General features: G+C 34.3%; 11 protein-coding genes. 5 read left to right on the forward strand and 6 right to left on the reverse strand.

From position 1 onward, the window contains the following. Nucleotides 1-20: 20 nt before the first annotated feature. Nucleotides 21-1070: an asparaginase gene (locus AC3IS6_RS17450; protein ID WP_489161223.1), complete on the forward strand. Its 1050-nt coding sequence runs from the start codon at nucleotides 21-23 to the stop codon at nucleotides 1068-1070. A 93-nt stretch (nucleotides 1071-1163) separates the two neighbouring features. Beyond that, entirely contained in the window at nucleotides 1164-2498 is a 1335-nt protein-coding gene (locus tag AC3IS6_RS17455; protein WP_489161225.1) for an anaerobic C4-dicarboxylate transporter family protein, read from the forward strand. Nucleotides 2499-2698: 200 nt separating this feature from the next. Here the strand turns inward: AC3IS6_RS17455 and AC3IS6_RS17460 are convergent, their stop codons facing one another. Both AC3IS6_RS17460 and AC3IS6_RS17465 read right to left on the reverse strand, forming a co-directional pair. After that, nucleotides 2699-4471 carry a MutS-related protein gene (locus AC3IS6_RS17460; RefSeq protein WP_489161226.1) on the reverse strand — a complete coding sequence of 591 codons (1773 nt, stop codon included), beginning with the start codon at nucleotides 4469-4471 and terminating at the stop codon, nucleotides 2699-2701. 69 nt (nucleotides 4472-4540) lie between these two features. After that, nucleotides 4541-5374, reverse strand: a complete 834-nt coding sequence (locus AC3IS6_RS17465; protein WP_173967507.1) for a universal stress protein — start codon at nucleotides 5372-5374, stop codon at nucleotides 4541-4543. A gap of 182 nt (nucleotides 5375-5556) precedes the next feature. Between AC3IS6_RS17465 and mnmE the strand changes: the two genes are divergently transcribed. Continuing rightward, nucleotides 5557-6957 (forward strand): tRNA uridine-5-carboxymethylaminomethyl(34) synthesis GTPase MnmE, encoded by a 1401-nt coding sequence (mnmE, locus tag AC3IS6_RS17470; RefSeq protein ID WP_281924752.1) that lies wholly within the window; start codon nucleotides 5557-5559, stop codon nucleotides 6955-6957. Between the two features lie 166 nt (nucleotides 6958-7123). Here the strand turns inward: mnmE and AC3IS6_RS17475 are convergent, their stop codons facing one another. Together AC3IS6_RS17475 and AC3IS6_RS17480 are read right to left on the reverse strand one after the other, a co-directional pair. Next, the gene (locus AC3IS6_RS17475; protein ID WP_489161228.1) at nucleotides 7124-7900 is read right to left on the reverse strand and encodes a carbonic anhydrase family protein; all 777 of its coding nucleotides are present in this window, start codon (nucleotides 7898-7900) and stop codon (nucleotides 7124-7126) included. Nucleotides 7901-8188: 288 nt separating this feature from the next. After that, on the reverse strand, nucleotides 8189-8479 hold the full coding sequence (locus AC3IS6_RS17480; protein ID WP_489161230.1) for a hypothetical protein: 291 nt from the start codon (nucleotides 8477-8479) through the stop codon (nucleotides 8189-8191). Nucleotides 8480-9174: 695 nt separating this feature from the next. Here AC3IS6_RS17480 and AC3IS6_RS17485 point away from each other — a divergent pair. Next, a complete protein-coding gene (locus tag AC3IS6_RS17485; RefSeq protein ID WP_489161231.1) occupies nucleotides 9175-10578 on the forward strand; it encodes a hypothetical protein in 1404 nt (467 codons plus the stop codon). Next, nucleotides 10575-13121: a hypothetical protein gene (locus AC3IS6_RS17490; protein ID WP_489161232.1), complete on the forward strand. Its 2547-nt coding sequence runs from the start codon at nucleotides 10575-10577 to the stop codon at nucleotides 13119-13121. Before AC3IS6_RS17485 ends, AC3IS6_RS17490 begins: the two co-directional genes overlap by 4 nt. 258 nt (nucleotides 13122-13379) lie before the next feature. Here the strand turns inward: AC3IS6_RS17490 and AC3IS6_RS17495 are convergent, their stop codons facing one another. Both AC3IS6_RS17495 and AC3IS6_RS17500 read right to left on the reverse strand, forming a co-directional pair. Beyond that, nucleotides 13380-14078 (reverse strand): AidA/PixA family protein, encoded by a 699-nt coding sequence (locus AC3IS6_RS17495; RefSeq protein WP_489161234.1) that lies wholly within the window; start codon nucleotides 14076-14078, stop codon nucleotides 13380-13382. A gap of 120 nt (nucleotides 14079-14198) precedes the next feature. Beyond that, nucleotides 14199-17498 carry a hypothetical protein gene (locus AC3IS6_RS17500; RefSeq protein ID WP_489161236.1) on the reverse strand — a complete coding sequence of 1100 codons (3300 nt, stop codon included), beginning with the start codon at nucleotides 17496-17498 and terminating at the stop codon, nucleotides 14199-14201.

Consider the following 17498-nt stretch of genomic DNA (forward strand, 5'->3'; position numbering starts at 1 on the left):
CCAAATAAATAGTAAAAAAAATGAAAAAATTAGTACTCGTATTTTTGTTGTGCATCGCGACATCTATAACCTTTGGACAACAAAAACCCCGAATCATAATTCTTGCTACGGGTGGAACTATTGCAGGTGAGGGAAAATCTTCGGATAGAGCCGGCTATACTGCGGGTAAAATTCCAATATCCGATCTTATAGGAAGCATTCCGAGCGTAAATTCGATTGCAGACATTAGCGGAGAACAAATATCTTCTGTAGGCAGTCAGGACATGAGCCTTGAAATATGGAAAAAACTAGCTACTCGTATCAATGAAATATTTAGCAAAAATGAAGCCGATGGCGTTGTTATAACACATGGTACCGATACGCAGGAAGAAACAGCCTATTTTCTTAATTTGGTCCTTCCACATGAATTACCTGTTGTAATTACGGGCTCTATGCGACCGGCAACAGCTATTAGTGCTGACGGTCCTAAAAACCTGTTTGATGCTATTACGGTAGCTGCCGACCCTAAAAGCAGGAAACGTGGCGTTTTAGTTTCTTTTAATGAATCAATTTATGACTCCAGAGAAGTGACCAAAACCAGTACAACTAAAGTAAACGCATTTAAATCGCCCGATTCGGGACCACTCGGAGAAGTTTATGACGGTCGTGTAGAATACTATAAATCATCCGTGAGAGAAACCACTAAAGGAAGACCTTTTGAAGTGAATACAAACACAAAACTGCCAAAAGTTGAAATTGTATATATGTATGCCGATGCCTCAGCTGATTATATCGATTATTTGGTAAAACAAAAAGTAGATGGTATTGTAATAGCCGGTGTTGGAAACGGGAATTTCTCCAAAGCTTTTATCGATGCTATTCAAAAAGCAACCAAAGCAAATATCTCTGTATGCCGTGCAAGTCGTTGCATTGAAGGCAGAGTCGTATTAGATGGTGAGACCAACGATAATGAACTAGGGACTATAGTATCTGATAATCTTAGCCCGCAAAAAGCAAGAATTTTATTGATGCTTGGGCTAACGAAATCAAAGAATAAAAAAGAGTTACAAGATTATTTTTTCCATTTTTAAAATCTTTACTTACCACATTTACAGCATTATTAGTAACTTTCGGCTAAGATTCAATTCACAAACAATCTTGTTAATCCTCAAATTCATCACTTTATGATACTATTACAATTTGCCATACTGCTTGCCATGATCCTTATTGGATCGAGACTTAAAGGAATTGGCCTGGGAGTAATGGGAATGATCGGACTACTTATATTTGTCTTATTTTTTCATATGCGCCCTGCTGAGCCACCTGTAGCGGTACTTTTAATCATTCTGGCCATTGTAACTACCGCAGCCACATTACAGGCCGCCGGAGGTTTAGATTATCTAGTTAGTATCGCCGAGAAAATTATTCGACGCAACCCCAAGTACATTACTTTTATTGCGCCATTTACCGTTTATTTTTTATGTTTATTTGCTGGTACCGCCCACATTGTGTATTCACTGCTCCCAATTATAGCGGAGGTTTCTGCTAAAAAAAGAATACGACCGGAACGACCATTAAGTATATCCGTTATCGCCTCTCACATGGCGCTTACAGGAAGTCCAATGAGTGCAGCAACAGCCTCTTTAGCGGCTATACTTGCCTATTCTACCGCTGTTGTCGACATCATGAAAGTATGTATCCCTGCTTGTCTCATAGGAATTGCTGCAGGTGTTTTTTCAGTATGGAAAATAGGCAAAGAACTCAATGAAGATCCTGAGTTTATCGAAAAAATGAAAGACCCTGTATTTGCAGAAAGTATAGATAAAACATCTGAATCAGACAGAACGTTGAAACCAGGTGCTAAAACAGCCGTTTTCATATTCGCGAGTGCTATATTGCTTATTATTATTTTCGGGGCTTTTCCGCAATTTCTTCCTCATGTAGGAGAAGGAGAAGCAGGTTTTGCTGTAGGAGCAGATGGAGCTGTTAATCTTACCGGATTGATTATTATGATTACACTATCAGCTTCGGCACTTATAATGATCGTTACAAAAACCTCCCCTATGTTAGTATCCAAAATGAGTCTGTTTACTTCAATGGCAACAGCTCTTGTATCAGTTCTTGGAGTTGTGTGGATGAGTGCCACTTTTATGGGAGCGAACAACAAATTAATCGAAAGTACTTTCAGAGACATCACATCAGAGTATCCCTTTACTTTTACTTTTGCGTTAATCATCATGGGAGCGTTAACATTCAGTCAGGCCGCAACGACCAAAATCATGATGCCAATAGGATTAGCATTAGGAATTGGACAACCACATCTTATTGCCATGTTTCCTGCTGTTAATGCTGATTTTATTTTACCCGGCTATCCCACGTTAGTTGCTGCAATGGACTTTGATCGCACAGGTACTACCCGAATAGGAAAATATGTAGTCAATCATAGTTTTATGTTGCCCGGTCTGGTCACTATAGCTGTAACCATAGCTTCAGGATTTTTGTTTAGTATGTTCATCTAAAAACCACTTTACTATTATTACTTTGCTTTTTTTGGTACAGTACAATGTACTAAACAAAAAGGCAAAGTAATAATTCTATTTTCCTTCTCTTGTTTTTAGCTTTTCTAATGATAAAGAACCATAAGATTAGGCTTTAACCCGAAAACTTCAACTACAAATTACAACATGAGCATTACAATTAAAATCTACGCTCAAACCTTTTAAATTACTCCCATTTTCTGCATCAGGAAAGTTGCACTTTTATTTTTACAAATTCCATTACGAAGTTTATAATCAAAATGAAGTTCGTTATTTTTAATTTCAACTTCAAAGCACTGATTGGTTAAAACATCAGGATATTCATTTGTTGTCAAACATACCTCAATATCGTGCGTAGCAATGGCGCCAATCGCATTCTTAGCAATTACTTTCTTAACCACTTCAATTGCTCCATTTCGTTTATCATCGGAGTTTGTTCCTCTTAGAATTTCATCTAACAAAACAAAAGCAGGACGTTCTTCTAACGCGTCCATAATTTGTTTTAAACGTTTAATTTCAGCAAAAAAGTAGGACTCACTATCCGCTAACGAATCAGACAATCGCATTGAAACTAAAACTGGAAGTGGGTGAATGTTAGCTTTTGAAGCACAAACAACTGAACCTACCCCACCTAAAACCATATTGATTCCCAAACTTCTCAAGAAAGTACTTTTACCCGACATGTTAGAACCGGTCAGAATCATGAAGGACTCAGGATAAAAATGAGTATCATTCCCTACTCTGGTTGCCGGATTTAATAGAGGATGGCTCAGGTTTGAAAACCCAATTTTATACTCTGAATTTATTTCAGGGAAAACAAAATCCGGGTTATTGTAAGCCAAATTTGCTAAACTATTCAACGTTTCAAATTCACCAATAATATCTATCCATTTTTCAAGTTCAGCCGAATAGTTTTGTTTCCATTTTAAAAGTGCCTTCAAAACGTGCAGATTAAACAAAAACATTCCATTAAAAACAGTTGCAGTCACAAAATTATTAATGGTATCCATTCTCGAAAACAACTCCGAAAGATCTTTTAAATGTTTGCTTGCGGTCGCATTTCTAAAAATAAGCTGTTGTTGTAAATCAATTAATCTTTTTGACTGAAAAGATTCAGTTTCGATCTTCTGAACCAATAAACTGTATTGTTTGATGATCTTATCTACATTATCGGCTTTGGCAATCTCCGACTGTATGCGTTTAAAACAACTCCCCAAAACAACCATATTGGCAATAAAAATATAGCCGAGATACGATAATAAAATTGTTTTTGATGTAAAAAAGTATGCTGCTAAAAAGCCTAAAAATAAGGTTGGAAAAATAACCGATATTGCAATTAAAACTTTAGGTAAAATATTATTTTTAAATGAATTCCAATAAATTAAAGAGTGATAAGATTCTTTTGTGTCATAACTTATCATTGCCAAAGCCATAAAATCCTGACGCCAATCTATTTTAGTTTTTAATTCGTTGATCGCTTTCTGATTTTCAAGAATAGTTTCATTGGAAGATAACTTCAACAATTGATTTGCCAGTGTCTTTTTACCAATATAAGTAGCGGTTCTGTTTAGATTTTGAAACAGTGAATGATCTCCAAAAACATCCAGATCATAAGCATAGGGATGGCTAAAATCATTAAATTCTATTCCGTTCTCAAAAGGAATTTTTTCTCTTTTTAAATAAGCAATTTCATTCTGATTTAATTTCAAAATTGCTTTAGTAAGTTCCCGCTGAAAAGACAGAGCAGAATGAATTCGCATTAAAAAAAGAAAACCAACAAAAGACAAAAAAGCAAAAGTTACGTAAAGTATTTCATTAGTTTTTATGTAATAAAACAATAAGAACAAACACAGAAATACGCTTAAAAGACGCAGAATACTAATGCTATTGTATTTTTTGTTGATTTTATTAAAAAGTATTGTATAGTGCTCAACTTTATTCTGATATGCTTCCATTCCTTAAATTTAATGAAACACAAATATAGGTTTTACACTTACATTCCGGTATTAAATCTCTAATAGATTTTAGGTTTCATGCATGACCAAAACAGGTATCGAAACTTCTTTGGTTATTTTTTTTGAGAAACTGGATTCAAAAATACTTTCAAAGAAAGATTTTTTGTGCGTGATAACCGTTAAAACATCTACATCTTTATAAAGTACAAAATCAAGAATAGTTTCTTTTACTTCATCACTTGGCAGGACCAAAAATTCTACATTTTCATTCGCAAATTCTTTATCCCATTCTTTAATTGTAGTATCTGGGACATCAGTATTTGAAGTTCTTACATAGAGGCTTTTTACTTTTGCATTTGTTTTTCTGGCAATTTCCAGAACTTTACGAAGCTCGGCTTTATCTTTTTCACGATAACGCGTTGTAAAACCAATTATTTTTATTTTTTTGAATTTTGCATCTGCAGGGATACACAAAACAGGAACCTTAACCTCCGAAATTACTGAACTCGTATTTGATCCAAGGAAAAATTTTGTCCAGTCTGAAACCCCTGAAGTTCCCATGATTACAAAATCGATATGGTCCTCTTCTACTGCTTTTTTTAGATTGAAAACTAAATCACCATCCATTAAACGATGTTTGATTACAATGTTATCCAATTTTCGTTCAGCAGCAATGGTTCTAAGCTTAGGGATCTCATCTTTAAACATTTCAAATTTTGCCAATTCAATAGAACTATAGATCGACGCATAATTTTCGGGGAAAAACTGGCTATCGTAAACCGGAATCTCAAAAGTGTGCAACAAAACAAGTTCGGCGTTTACAATCTTAGCAAATTCTAAAGCGTGAACAAAAGCATTTGTTGCCGCTTCAGAAAAATCTGTTGGAAATAATATCTTTTTCATTTTGTTTGAGATTAAAGGTTTGTTTCTCAAATTTAATCATTCTAGGTTCAAATCAAACTGATAATTATCAGTATTTTAACATTTGACAATTTAGTAAAATTGGCACTTTAATAAACTTAAAACCTTATTTTCAAGCCTGCTTTGCGTTCGTAACTTTGTGCCTTTTTTTATACCTTTGCAACATGATAAATCAAGATTCTATAGTTGCATTGGCTACTCCATCAGGAGCTGGAGCTATTGCTATCATACGTATTTCAGGTTCTGACGCTATTACGATCGGAAACTCTGTTTTTAAATCCATAAAAAACAAGGACTTAACGACACAAAAAACACATACTTTACATTTGGGTCATATTGTCGATGATTCAAAAACATTGGATGAAGTATTGGTGTCTGTTTTTAAAGGACCTAACTCCTACACAGGCGAAAATACGATTGAAATTTCGTGTCACGGCTCAACTTATATCCAACAGCAAATTATTCAGCTGCTCTTGAGAAAAGGATGCCGAATGGCTGATCCGGGAGAATTTACACTTAGAGCTTTCCTAAACGGAAAACTTGATTTATCGCAGGCAGAGGCCGTTGCGGATTTGATTTCATCAGATAACGAAGCTTCGCACCAAATCGCTATGCAGCAAATGCGCGGTGGTTTTAGCAACGAAATAGCCAAACTCCGTGAAGAGCTTTTAAATTTTGCTTCTCTAATCGAACTGGAACTGGATTTTGCCGAAGAAGATGTAGAATTTGCAGACCGTACACAATTTCATGAGTTATTAAATCGAATTGAATTTGTTCTAAAACGTCTGATTGATTCTTTTGCCGTTGGAAATGTTATTAAAAACGGTATTCCGGTAGCCATTGTTGGAGAACCAAATGTGGGTAAATCTACTTTACTCAATGCCTTGTTAAATGAAGAACGCGCCATTGTTTCTGATATCGCAGGAACAACACGCGACACAATCGAAGATGAATTAGTGATTGGAGGAATTGGTTTTAGATTTATTGATACAGCAGGAATTCGCGAAACCAAGGATGTTGTAGAAAGCATCGGAATCAAAAAAACATTTGAAAAAATCGACCAGGCACAGGTTGTGATTTATTTGTTTGACGGTTTCAAGTTCCAGGTTTCAAGTTCTGAGTTTGTTTCTGAAATTGAACAAATCAAAAATAAGTACCCGTTAAAACCTCTGCTAATTGTCGTCAATAAAAAAGATATTTTGTCTACTGATGAAGTTGCAAATATCACCAATAAGCTTGAAAATTTAAATGCAAAGCTATTATTAATTTCGGCTAAAGAGAAAATTGGTGTTGATGATTTAAAAAATGAATTACTTTCTTTTGTCAATACCGGAGCACTTCGAAATAATGAAACTATTGTAACCAATACAAGACATTACGATTCTTTACTTAAAGCTCTGGATGAAATTCAGAAAGTAAAATTCGGACTTGAAACTAATCTTTCCAGCGATCTTATTGCACTTGATATTCGAGAAGCTTTGTACCAATTTGGTCTTATTACCGGCCAGGTTTCTAACGACGAATTGTTAGGGAATATTTTTGCTAATTTCTGTATTGGAAAGTAGTTTTTACAAAATATTACCCAGCAAAGAATCCCCATTAAAACGCAATTATATAGTATTTTAACGGGGATTCTTTGTTTTCAGAACTCAAAAATGAGCACTATAAAAACGTATTTTTTTACTTATTTTTATTATCCATTTTTGAATAAATAGGCACCTGTTTATAAGTTCACTTATTGTGGATTGTTTGATGCGGATCGAAAAACTCTACCACTCCAGTTTTCATATTGTAAACACCTCCAATTATTAGTATTTGGCCGTTTTGTTCCATCTCTTTTAAAATAATGCTCCTCTGACGAATTTGATCAATAGCAAGTTCAACGTTTGTAGCACATACTGCTTCTACAAATGCTTCATTCGAAGGTATCTTTTCACCCTTAAAATCTAAACTAACTTTTTTAACTGCAGGCTGTATTTTATTCAACAGTAAGGTTATATTACCTAACTTGACATCACTTATAGCCGATTTAATAGCACCGCAATATTCATGTCCCAGCACCAATACTAATTTTGCGCCCGAAACTTTACAGGCATATTCTAAACTTCCTAAAATATCATCATTTACAACATTCCCAGCTACTCTGGCAACGAATAAGTTACCAATACCACTATGAAAAACATCTTCAACGGGCACACGGGAGTCAAGACACGATAGTACTACCGCTTTTGGATATTGACCTAAAGATGCCTTCCTCACTCTTTCTGTAGTATTACGAATCGTTAAATTGTCTTCAGCAAAAGCTTTATTGCCACTTTTTAATCGTTCTAATACTTCAACAGGTGTGAGTTTTGCCTGTTGTTCAGCAGTTAAAATATCAGATGAAATAATATCGCTTTTATCAATAGATACCGTTTGATTTTCTTTTCCTTGGCTCTCTACTGTATGATGATAGTTTTGGCGTCCTATTATAAAGAATAAGAATACTATAACTAATTTTTTTTCCATATAATAATCATTAATAGTATTGATGTTAATGCGTTTAAATTGTTGTAAAAATCTTAATGGTAGAACTAAAATTTATTTTTTAAAGATAAAGACAAAAAATTAATTATCAATAGAATAAACTGACATCAAGTTTGGTAAATTATGGTTAATATAATTAGATCCATCGCTGCAAAAAAAAACTAAGTATTTTATATTTTTTGTAATTGATCGTCTTACCCTATTTGTATATCATTCCTAAATAATACATGGCGTTAGGACTACCCGTCTTTGCGGCCTTTTGAAACCACTCTAAAGCCAATTCAAATTAATAAGCTTGCTTTTGGCAGACTTCCAACCAATATCTATTTCCCTGATCGTTTTCAAATCCCCTTTGTTTATTGTATATAACTTGTAATTATCCCCATTCAAAAGAATTGTATTACCCGAAACAAGCAACGAACTACAAAGTTCTTTAGATTGAAAATCCTCAAAAACAATATCTGATTTATAAATTTCTACTTGCGAGAAAATATTCGGGCAAACTAAATAATAATAATAATAATAATAATAAGTATAAAAAGAAAAGGTGTTTTTGATCATGAGATTTCTTTTTAATTTATACTCTTCTACAATTCTGAATAAAATTAATACAAGCATCAATTAAAAAAATACACCCAAATGAGTATTTTAAATGATTTGAGAAATATAAGCCTCCAAAATGATAAAAATTGAGCATCTTTTCACCTCCTATGGCTTACGTTTTTCTCTGGAAACCTTAGAATCTTACCCTATATACCTATAAAAAACAGGTACTTATACTCGTCTACAGAAATAATTGATAGTATATATTTGTCTGGTAGAAAGTTACTTCATTGACGGATTAGCAAATTTTATCAAGCATTTTCTAAATACCTCATTAGGAACATTTAACACGAACAAAACCAGAATTATATCTAACATTTATATTTATCAACTAGTTAAAAATAGTAAAAAATCAACCCTTAATTCTAAAATTCGTCTCCTGTAGTATAGCTATAATATTGATACAACTATCTGATTTTGTATTAATCTATTTTGAAAAAAAAGCAGAGAGTGCATTGACTATCTACTTGCGGCGAATACATTAAAATTGTATTTAGTAGTACAATCAAAATTTATTTCGGGAAATTACTTTTTTAATCCTCCAGAAGGACTTTATGTCCTTTTCAATTCAATCATAACCTGATTCGCAATTGAGTTATTTGTTCTGGAGTTTTTATGCTTTTTATAAATATGATGAATTAAAACCTAATATTATGTATGAAAAATTAACCATGGTTGCCACTATGCTCTTTATCTTGAGTATGATTAGTGAAAGAGTGGTCACCTTCTTCAAATTATGGTGTGTAGAAGGAAACAGTTTCCTTTTTTTTATAGTTCCCAAAGCGCTTGATACATCAAAAAAATATGAAGATGCAACCCTAGAAAATAAAAGGCAGAGGGCAATTTTATCAATCAACTTAACTATATCTTTTTTTATTGCTTTGATTAGTAATGCAAGTTTATTTAAAATGTTTACTTACGATAGCGAAACAGATGTGAATTTTTTATTGGGATGGGATTTTGCATCATTGGATCTTCATGCATTTGGGTCAATGCTTGTTGGCTGCGCCTTAACGGCTTGTTTTATCAGCTTGGGCTCCAAATTTTGGCACGATATGCTCGACATGCTTTTCTATGCTAAAAATTTAAAAGAAAAGTTGGTCGATAAAGCAACGTATGAAATGAACAGCTTAAAAAAGATAGATGAATGGATTGAAATCCCCGAAAGTGAAATAATTGATAAAATATTTCAAGAAAATTTAAAATCATTAGAAGAAATCGAAAATGTAATTTCAGTAGGTATTGGTCAGGATGATAAGACCAAATTTATAGAAGTAATCACAACATCAGAAGATCATTCAAAAATACCCGATTTCCTAACGTATAAACTCCCAAACAATACGATACGCAAATACCCCGTAAAATTAGCCGTTTCGACTCCAATTGTAACCCATACAAACCTAACTTTTAAAAGTGATATTACAAATCAGGAACGATTATCCAACTACGGTTCTTTTGGTTTGGCAGTAAAATTTAAAAAAACAGATGGTAAGAATAAAATGCTGTTGACATGCTATCACGTAATTATAGGAGACAATGACGACTACTTTAGTTTTAAGTATACCAAAAATGATAACGTAGTATCACCGTATGATAATGAGGATTCAGTTATCGGAACAGTGAGAAATGCTGTGAGAAACAACAAGATTGATGCTGCAATTATTGATGTTAGTAATAATACCACCATAACAAATAAATTGGCTGATGGTGAAGTTATCCAAAAAACACGGGTAATTCGCAAAGATGAGCAATATAATAATATAGCTGTCAAGATGTTTGGATTTAAAAACAGTTCATCCGGTAAAATAAAATCAATAAACAACTACGCCTCAATAGTGTATAAACTGCCGAATGGAGAAGAAAAAAACTGGGGCTTGTACGGCTTAATTGCTGTATCGAATTATGGAAAAGCCATTTCAGAAGAGGGCGATTCCGGATCTGCGCTGCTGGACAACGAAAACAACGTTATCGGAATTGTTGTGGCAGGAAATGAAACTATTACCTATGCTATACCAATTGAAACAATTTTTAACCAATTAAATCTGGAATTACTATGATAATAACTGTACACAAACTATTCAAGACTATATTTCTAATTACTTTTCTGCTGGTCACAAGTACTCATTGTTTTTCACAGGATGATGCATCTGCAATACAAGTAAAAATTGATTATGATGGGACAAATATAAAAGTTGATAATTCTGCTATTCCCAATAATGCAAACATTGTGCTCAATTTTGAGGTACCTAGTCCCGCAACTGATTATTCATTTAGTTATAAACTTAAAAATAATTCGCCTGTTCCATTAAATAATGGTAGAACAGAGGATAATAATGTATATTTTTCTTTAGATCGGAAGGATTTTAATAAGGTAAATGTTGATGATATAACCTTTATTATAACAAAAACTGCTACTAGAACTACCAAAGAAATTAAAACAAATATCACACTAGTATCTTTAGCTAAGGGAAACATTCTGGATGATGCAATTGCTCTGGAAAAAGCCAATGGTACTGATATCCAATTGCTAATAGACATTCTTTCATTTCACTCTGGCAGAGACTTGACTTATAGTGAATTGCAAGCTTTAATTGAAAAAAATCCATACTTAAATAGTTTAATACAAGTTAAAACCAGTGATCCTGTAAAAACTTATAGTATTGCAAGTGTCGACAATACTGTTAAAGGCATTCCCAGACTTAGTAATGGCGATGTTATAGGAGCTCATAGCTTTAGTGGTTTATCAGGACTTGATGTAACTAAATATGCTAATGCAATGGCAGATATCATGATTGATCATGCAAAAGAAGAGCTTACTATCGCTTTCTTCAATAGGTTTAAAAATTTCATTACAGAACATGAAGAGTTTAGGATTTTATTCCCGAAAACGAGTGACAAATTAGAAAATCTCCTCGCCTATAAATATCCTGAAATGATTAAAGCTCTAAGAACAGTTTTTCTGGAGGACATTCGAATGATTGCTTACCATATAGATGACGTACTGGCTTTGCCAAAATATAAAGAACTTACTATAAAATATCCTGAAGTAACTATTGCTATCCGAAGTTTACGACTGGTACACCAACTGGAAACCGGGGGATTAAATGCTTCCGGAGTACTCAGTACCTTAGCAGGATTCAGTGAGTGGAATACCTCTGATTCTAACAAGTTTAAAAATGTAGGTGCTGCATTAAAAACTGCCAACCTGATAAATCAAAGTGTAAGTCGAATTAAAGATTCTAAAATAGAATGGCAGGAACCTAAACAAATTGCCAAATTATTCGAAGATGAGCTTTTGTTTAAAATTTATATGGGACTTCTTTATGAAAAAATACATAGTATGACAGGGAGTGATGCTGTAAATTTTATCAAAAAAGATGGAACGGCTATTTCTTTAACGACCATATTAGAAAATAAAAGCACAGAAATATTCCTCTTTCAAAACAAAATACAGGAGTTTACCGATTTAGTTTCCATTGTACAAAAAACAGTTAAGGATTTGAATGAGAGCAAAACAAAAACAAATGAACAGCGATATACTTACATAAGCAATTCTATAGATGTTGTTGAATATGCCTTCTCACTTTACAGTTCTTTTGATAATTCTTTTGAAGTCTCAGATGAATATATTTCTATTTTGCGTATTACTAATGACATTTATAAAAATGTTTACGAGGAACAGTATAATGCGGCAATCAGCAATACAGTAGATTTATTTTCCAAAATTATTACACTGAAAAATGACAAGTATAGAATTAGTAATAACGAATTAAAAGAAATTGAAGAGCTTACCAAAGAAAAAGATTTGGTTAAAACCGCAAAAAAATTAAATAAAAATAGTTTCGATGTAGTTTCTACTGATATAGCGACTTTAGCTGCTGCAGTTAGCGCAAATTCTGAGTTAAGCCAAAAAATAGCTGATTTTTCGAAACTTAATAATGCAGATAAAAAAAACAGCAAAACTTTGGAAGACTTTCTGAAACTAATCCAAAAAATCAAACCTTACGCCCTATTCATGGCGAATATGGTAGAAGCTAAAGACGAGAAAGAAGTTAAAGCAGCTTTAGATGCTGTGATTTTACCTGTGGGAAGTTCATCAATCAAAAAGAATTCTGATTTAAATTTTAACATTCAATCGTATCTTGGAGCACGTTGGAGTTTTACTGACCCAAAAAATGCAGCGGTTCAAAGCACCTGGAATGACCGATTTGCTATTTCTGCTCCTATAGGATTTAGTGTCAGCCATGGTTTTGATAATAATTGGGGAGCCATTTCATTATTCCTTCCAATACTTGATTTAGGAGCAATAGTGGATTACAAGCTAAAATACGAAAACGAAGGCACCCCAAATGAAGAGCTTCAATCTAAAGACTACACTATAAAATTAGGTCAGATTTTTTCTCCTGGCGCCTATATTGTTTATGGATTGGGTGCAAATATTCCTGTTTCATTAGGTTTTGGCGGACAATATGGACCAGGATTATCTAAAATTGATGAGAACAATTCAACCACAGTAAGCAATCCGTACTGGAAATGGAATGTTTTTTTATCAGTAGATATCCCTCTTTTCAATTTATCAAACAAAGCAAAAGTAAAATAGTAATAAAATATTTCATCTCGAAAACAAATCTTTATGGAAGATTATAATCAGATTTCTAAGAAAAATCAAAATCACATCAACAAACAACAAGGAGGTACTTAATTTATCAAAACTATATTAAGAGTCGAAATTCCAAAAAAAACGGCACAGCAATTATTTTATAGTACAAACTCTAAATAACATCGGTTTTATTATTGTGTTATAAAAAAACAAAGCAGGTAATCATCTAAAAAAATTACCTGCTTTTTTCTTCGTAACTTAGGCAGTACAAACAATGTAGGGATCCCAATCATACTGTTGACTTCCATCATTAATTGTAATAGTAAAGCTATAGACTTCAGTACCTGTTGCGATCAAAGTTCCCTGAAATGTACCATCTGACTGAAGGCTAGGTTCGTTTGCAGAAAATAGATTTACTCCGCCTCTTACTACAAATTGTTTGAGATGAACTGTATCGGTTACATTTAAAGATACTGCTTTCCATCGTATTATTGTAGAAATCTTAGCATTTACCTGAATCTCACTTGAGCCCTGATTAGGATCTCCATTATCATCCGTTATAGTAATATACAAAGAACCTGTTTGAACAGTCTTAATAGTATCTACCGTCATCAATACAGTGATTGGGTAATACTTATTTACTTCTGTATAAATTGGTGCACCTGTATAGCCCGGAATACTTGCCAGTGCTTTGATCATAATTGCTCTGGAAAGCCCTGCATTTTTCCAAACGGAATACATTGCATCTCCAAATTCTTCGATTCCCGGTTTAGGATTTCTCGTATTGTAAACCTGTTGTAAACATAAATCCCAGGCCCCAAAGTTATTCTCAGGACTTAAATGCTCATTATCATGACATTGCTGAAATATCACTTCCAATGGCAATTGGTCGTTTGTTGCCAGTTCTACGGCTCCTCTTAATACATCGTTGATGCTGATTGTGTTGGTGTTTGACATAATTATTTATTTAAATTTATATTAATTTATAACCCGTTGGGTGTAACTTTTTTTAATCCATAGTCACATAGTCATTTCATTTAAAAACACTTATTCTCTTTTGTTAATTACACCTAACGGCTAACCTGTATAGGCTTTTGTTAATGCGGCTCCCTGAACTTCCGGGCTCCAGGGTTGATTAACGCTTCGATAATAAGATGCAACATATCGAAATGCATCACCTGCAGAGATACCCGCAAATTTGATAGCTAACCCTACTCCTGTTACATTTATACTACTTGAATTTTGTAAATTAAATTCTGTTACAACTTTAGTAATTACAACCAGAGGAGTCGCTCCCGAGAGAACTATTTTCTTCGCAAATACATTTATTTGGCCCTGAGATATCCCTTCTTCTAAATATATCTTACTCAGAATTCCTCCGTAAACAGCCACATCCCATTTCTCTCCCAGATTTCTATAATATTGTGGAATATATCTAAATGCATCACTGTCAATATAACCAGCTCTACAAATTGCGGTTGCAAGAGTTGTCAATGAGGTTGTAGTAAGCTCCGAAAGATTAAACCGATTGGCTACCTGTTCTATGACATACGCACAACCAAAACTTTCCCATCTTAACTGCTTTGCATATTGATTTACTGTCTGAATAATAGTTATATACAACTGATGTTGATCAAGTATGTTCCCCATTAGATCTGTGGAAATAAATGTCAATACAGTGTTTTGATAAAGGTTTTTTATACTATAAGCAGATTGATTAAGGTTAATATCATTATTGGATGACGAGAGATTAACAATAATTCCATTGTATAGATACTGGACCTGCAAATTTGCTACTGACTTTGTACTCCATGATAGAGAAACTCCTGTTTCATTAAATAATATGGTTTGGTTTGCTATCACCGATATATATTTCTCAACTTTACTGGACGGTAAAGTCGGTATTTGATCAATCGCCAATTCTCCTGAGATTTTACTGCCCGGCAGATCAGGAATTAACGCAAGATTTATAACTCCTTTTATCTTTGTTGCATCTACCTCCGGAATTACTGCCGAAGAGAGAAGCCCTGTAATTTGAGCAGCGTCTAAAGCCTTTAATTTTGAACCATTGCCTATAAATTCGGCAGCGGTTAGGTTTCCTTTTAGATCTAAATCTCCAGTAATCTCATCAGCCGGAATATTTTTCAAACCCGATGCATCTCCTCTAAAACCTGCTGCTGTTACATTGCCTGTCCCATCAACAGAAGCAACAGTAGCTCCGTTGATATCGACCAACTTTAAAAAATTACCTGCTGCAAAAGCTGTTGCACCTGCAATGGTATCGCTGAGAACATTTTTAACTGTTAATTGTGTATCGTTAGTGATTGCAACCACTTCGAAAACTGTTTTTGCAATCTGTATCTTTTGATTAACTGACAATTCCGTTTGAAACTTAGTACCCGTACCGCTTAAAGTCGTTGTGCCTGTTGTGCCACTTAATGTCCCTGTTATCTCTGCATCATACGTTTCTGTGATCGTTAACAAACCTTCTATAGCCGATACTTTTACTGCAGGAAGGCTGCTTTCCGGTACGATACCTTTTAACTGATTGGCAGGAATATCAGTAAGTCCCGATGCGTCTCCTCTAAAACCTGCTGCTTTTATATTCCCTAGTCCATCAACAGAAGCAACAGTAGCTCCGTTGATATCGACCAACTTTAAAAAATTACCTGCTCCAAAAGCTGTTGCATTTGTAATGGTATCGGTGAGAACATTCTTGACTGTTAATTGTGTATCGCTAGTGATTGTTACCACTTCGAAAACTGTTTTTGCAATCTGTATCTTTTGATTAACGGACAATTCTGTTTGAAACTTAGTACCTGTACCGTTTAAAGTCGTTGTACCTGTTGTGCCACTTATTGTTCCTGTTATCTCTGCATCATATGTTTCTGTAATCGTTAGCAAACCTTCTATAGCCGATACTTTTACGACAGGAAGGCTGCTTTCCGGTACGATACCTTTTAACTGATTGGCAGGAATATCAGTAAGACCCGATGCGTCTCCTCTAAAACCTGCTGCTTTTATATTCCCTAGTCCATCAACAGAAGCAACAGTAGCTCCGTTGATATCGACCAACTTTAAAAAATTACCTGCTCCAGAAGCTGTTGCATTTGTAATGGTATCGGTGAGAACATTCTTGACCGTTAATTGCGTATCGTTAGTGATTGCAACCACTTCGAAAACTGTTTTTGCAATCTGTATCTTTTGATTAACTGACAATTCCGTTTGAAACTTAGTACCCGTACCGCTTAAAGTCGTTGTGCCTGTTGTGCCACTTAATGTCCCTGTTATCTCTGCATCATACGTTTCTGTAATCGTTAGCAAACCTTCTATAGCCGATACTTTTACTGCAGGAAGGCTACTTTCCGGTACGATGCCTATTAATTGATTGGCAGGTATATCCGTAAGACCCGATGCATCTCCTGTAAAACCTGCTGCTTTTATATTCCCTAGTCCATCAACAGAAGCAACAGTAGCTCCGTTGATATCGACCAACTTTAAAAAATTACCTGCTCCAAAAGCTGTTGCATTTGTAATGGTATCGGTGAGAACATTCTTGACCGTTAATTGTGTATCGCTAGTGATTGCAACCACTTCGAAAACTGTTTTTGCAATCTGTATCTTTTGATTAACGGACAATTCTGTTTGAAACTTAGTACCTGTACCGCTTAAAGTCGTTGTACCTGTTGTGCCACTTATTGTTCCTGTTATCTCTGCATCATACGTTTCTGTAATCGTTAGCAAACCTTCTATAGCCGATACTTTTACGACAGGAAGGCTACTTTCCGGTACGATACCTATTAAATTATTGGCAGGTATATTCGTAAGACCATTACCGTTTCCTATAAATCTTTCCGCTTTTAAATTTCCTCCAATATCAACCAGTTCAGATGGATTGTTTTTTGAGAAACCAACTTTTCCATCCTTTGTCACGTAGATAATTGAATTTCCACTACTATTCAGTACCGAAAAAATGTCGTATACCTTTTGTATTAATGCATTGCTAATTGCTGTGGGAGTATTTTGTTGCGTTGTAAAAGAAATATCTGAAATTATTGAAGCGACTGTAAAGACTTGTCCATTTATTTGAATACTTTCCCCCACAACAAGTTGACTGGTAAAAGTAGTCGTTACACCAGTAAATGAGTTAGACCCTACAGCTGCACTAACTGTTCCGGAAAGCTGAAATATTTTTGATTGAACGGATACATTCGTTAAAGGGTTTTGATTCCCAAATCCTACATTCCCGGAAGAAACAACAATATCATCCTCTTTTTTATTGATTACTGAATCAATAAAATTTGCAAACTGAGTTGAAGTCGGAATAGCATTCGTCTCAAAATAACTTTTTAATATGGTTCTATTTTGCTCACTCAT

It is taken from the genome of Flavobacterium sp. KH_035, from assembly GCF_057839565.1.

Excerpts from the sequence above, each read along its gene's own strand:
- AC3IS6_RS17480 (WP_489161230.1), bottom strand. The coding sequence starts at position 8,479 with ATGATCAAAAACACCTTTTCTTTTTATACTTATTATTATTATTATTAT.
- AC3IS6_RS17485 (WP_489161231.1), top strand. The coding sequence starts at position 9,175 with ATGTATGAAAAATTAACCATGGTTGCCACTATGCTCTTTATCTTGAGT.
- AC3IS6_RS17460 (WP_489161226.1), bottom strand. The coding sequence starts at position 4,471 with ATGGAAGCATATCAGAATAAAGTTGAGCACTATACAATACTTTTTAAT.
- mnmE (WP_281924752.1), top strand. The coding sequence starts at position 5,557 with ATGATAAATCAAGATTCTATAGTTGCATTGGCTACTCCATCAGGAGCT.
- AC3IS6_RS17490 (WP_489161232.1), top strand. The coding sequence starts at position 10,575 with ATGATAATAACTGTACACAAACTATTCAAGACTATATTTCTAATTACT.
- AC3IS6_RS17475 (WP_489161228.1), bottom strand. The coding sequence starts at position 7,900 with ATGGAAAAAAAATTAGTTATAGTATTCTTATTCTTTATAATAGGACGC.
- AC3IS6_RS17450 (WP_489161223.1), top strand. The coding sequence starts at position 21 with ATGAAAAAATTAGTACTCGTATTTTTGTTGTGCATCGCGACATCTATA.
- AC3IS6_RS17455 (WP_489161225.1), top strand. The coding sequence starts at position 1,164 with ATGATACTATTACAATTTGCCATACTGCTTGCCATGATCCTTATTGGA.
- AC3IS6_RS17495 (WP_489161234.1), bottom strand. The coding sequence starts at position 14,078 with ATGTCAAACACCAACACAATCAGCATCAACGATGTATTAAGAGGAGCC.
- AC3IS6_RS17465 (WP_173967507.1), bottom strand. The coding sequence starts at position 5,374 with ATGAAAAAGATATTATTTCCAACAGATTTTTCTGAAGCGGCAACAAAT.
- AC3IS6_RS17500 (WP_489161236.1), bottom strand. The coding sequence starts at position 17,498 with ATGAGTGAGCAAAATAGAACCATATTAAAAAGTTATTTTGAGACGAAT.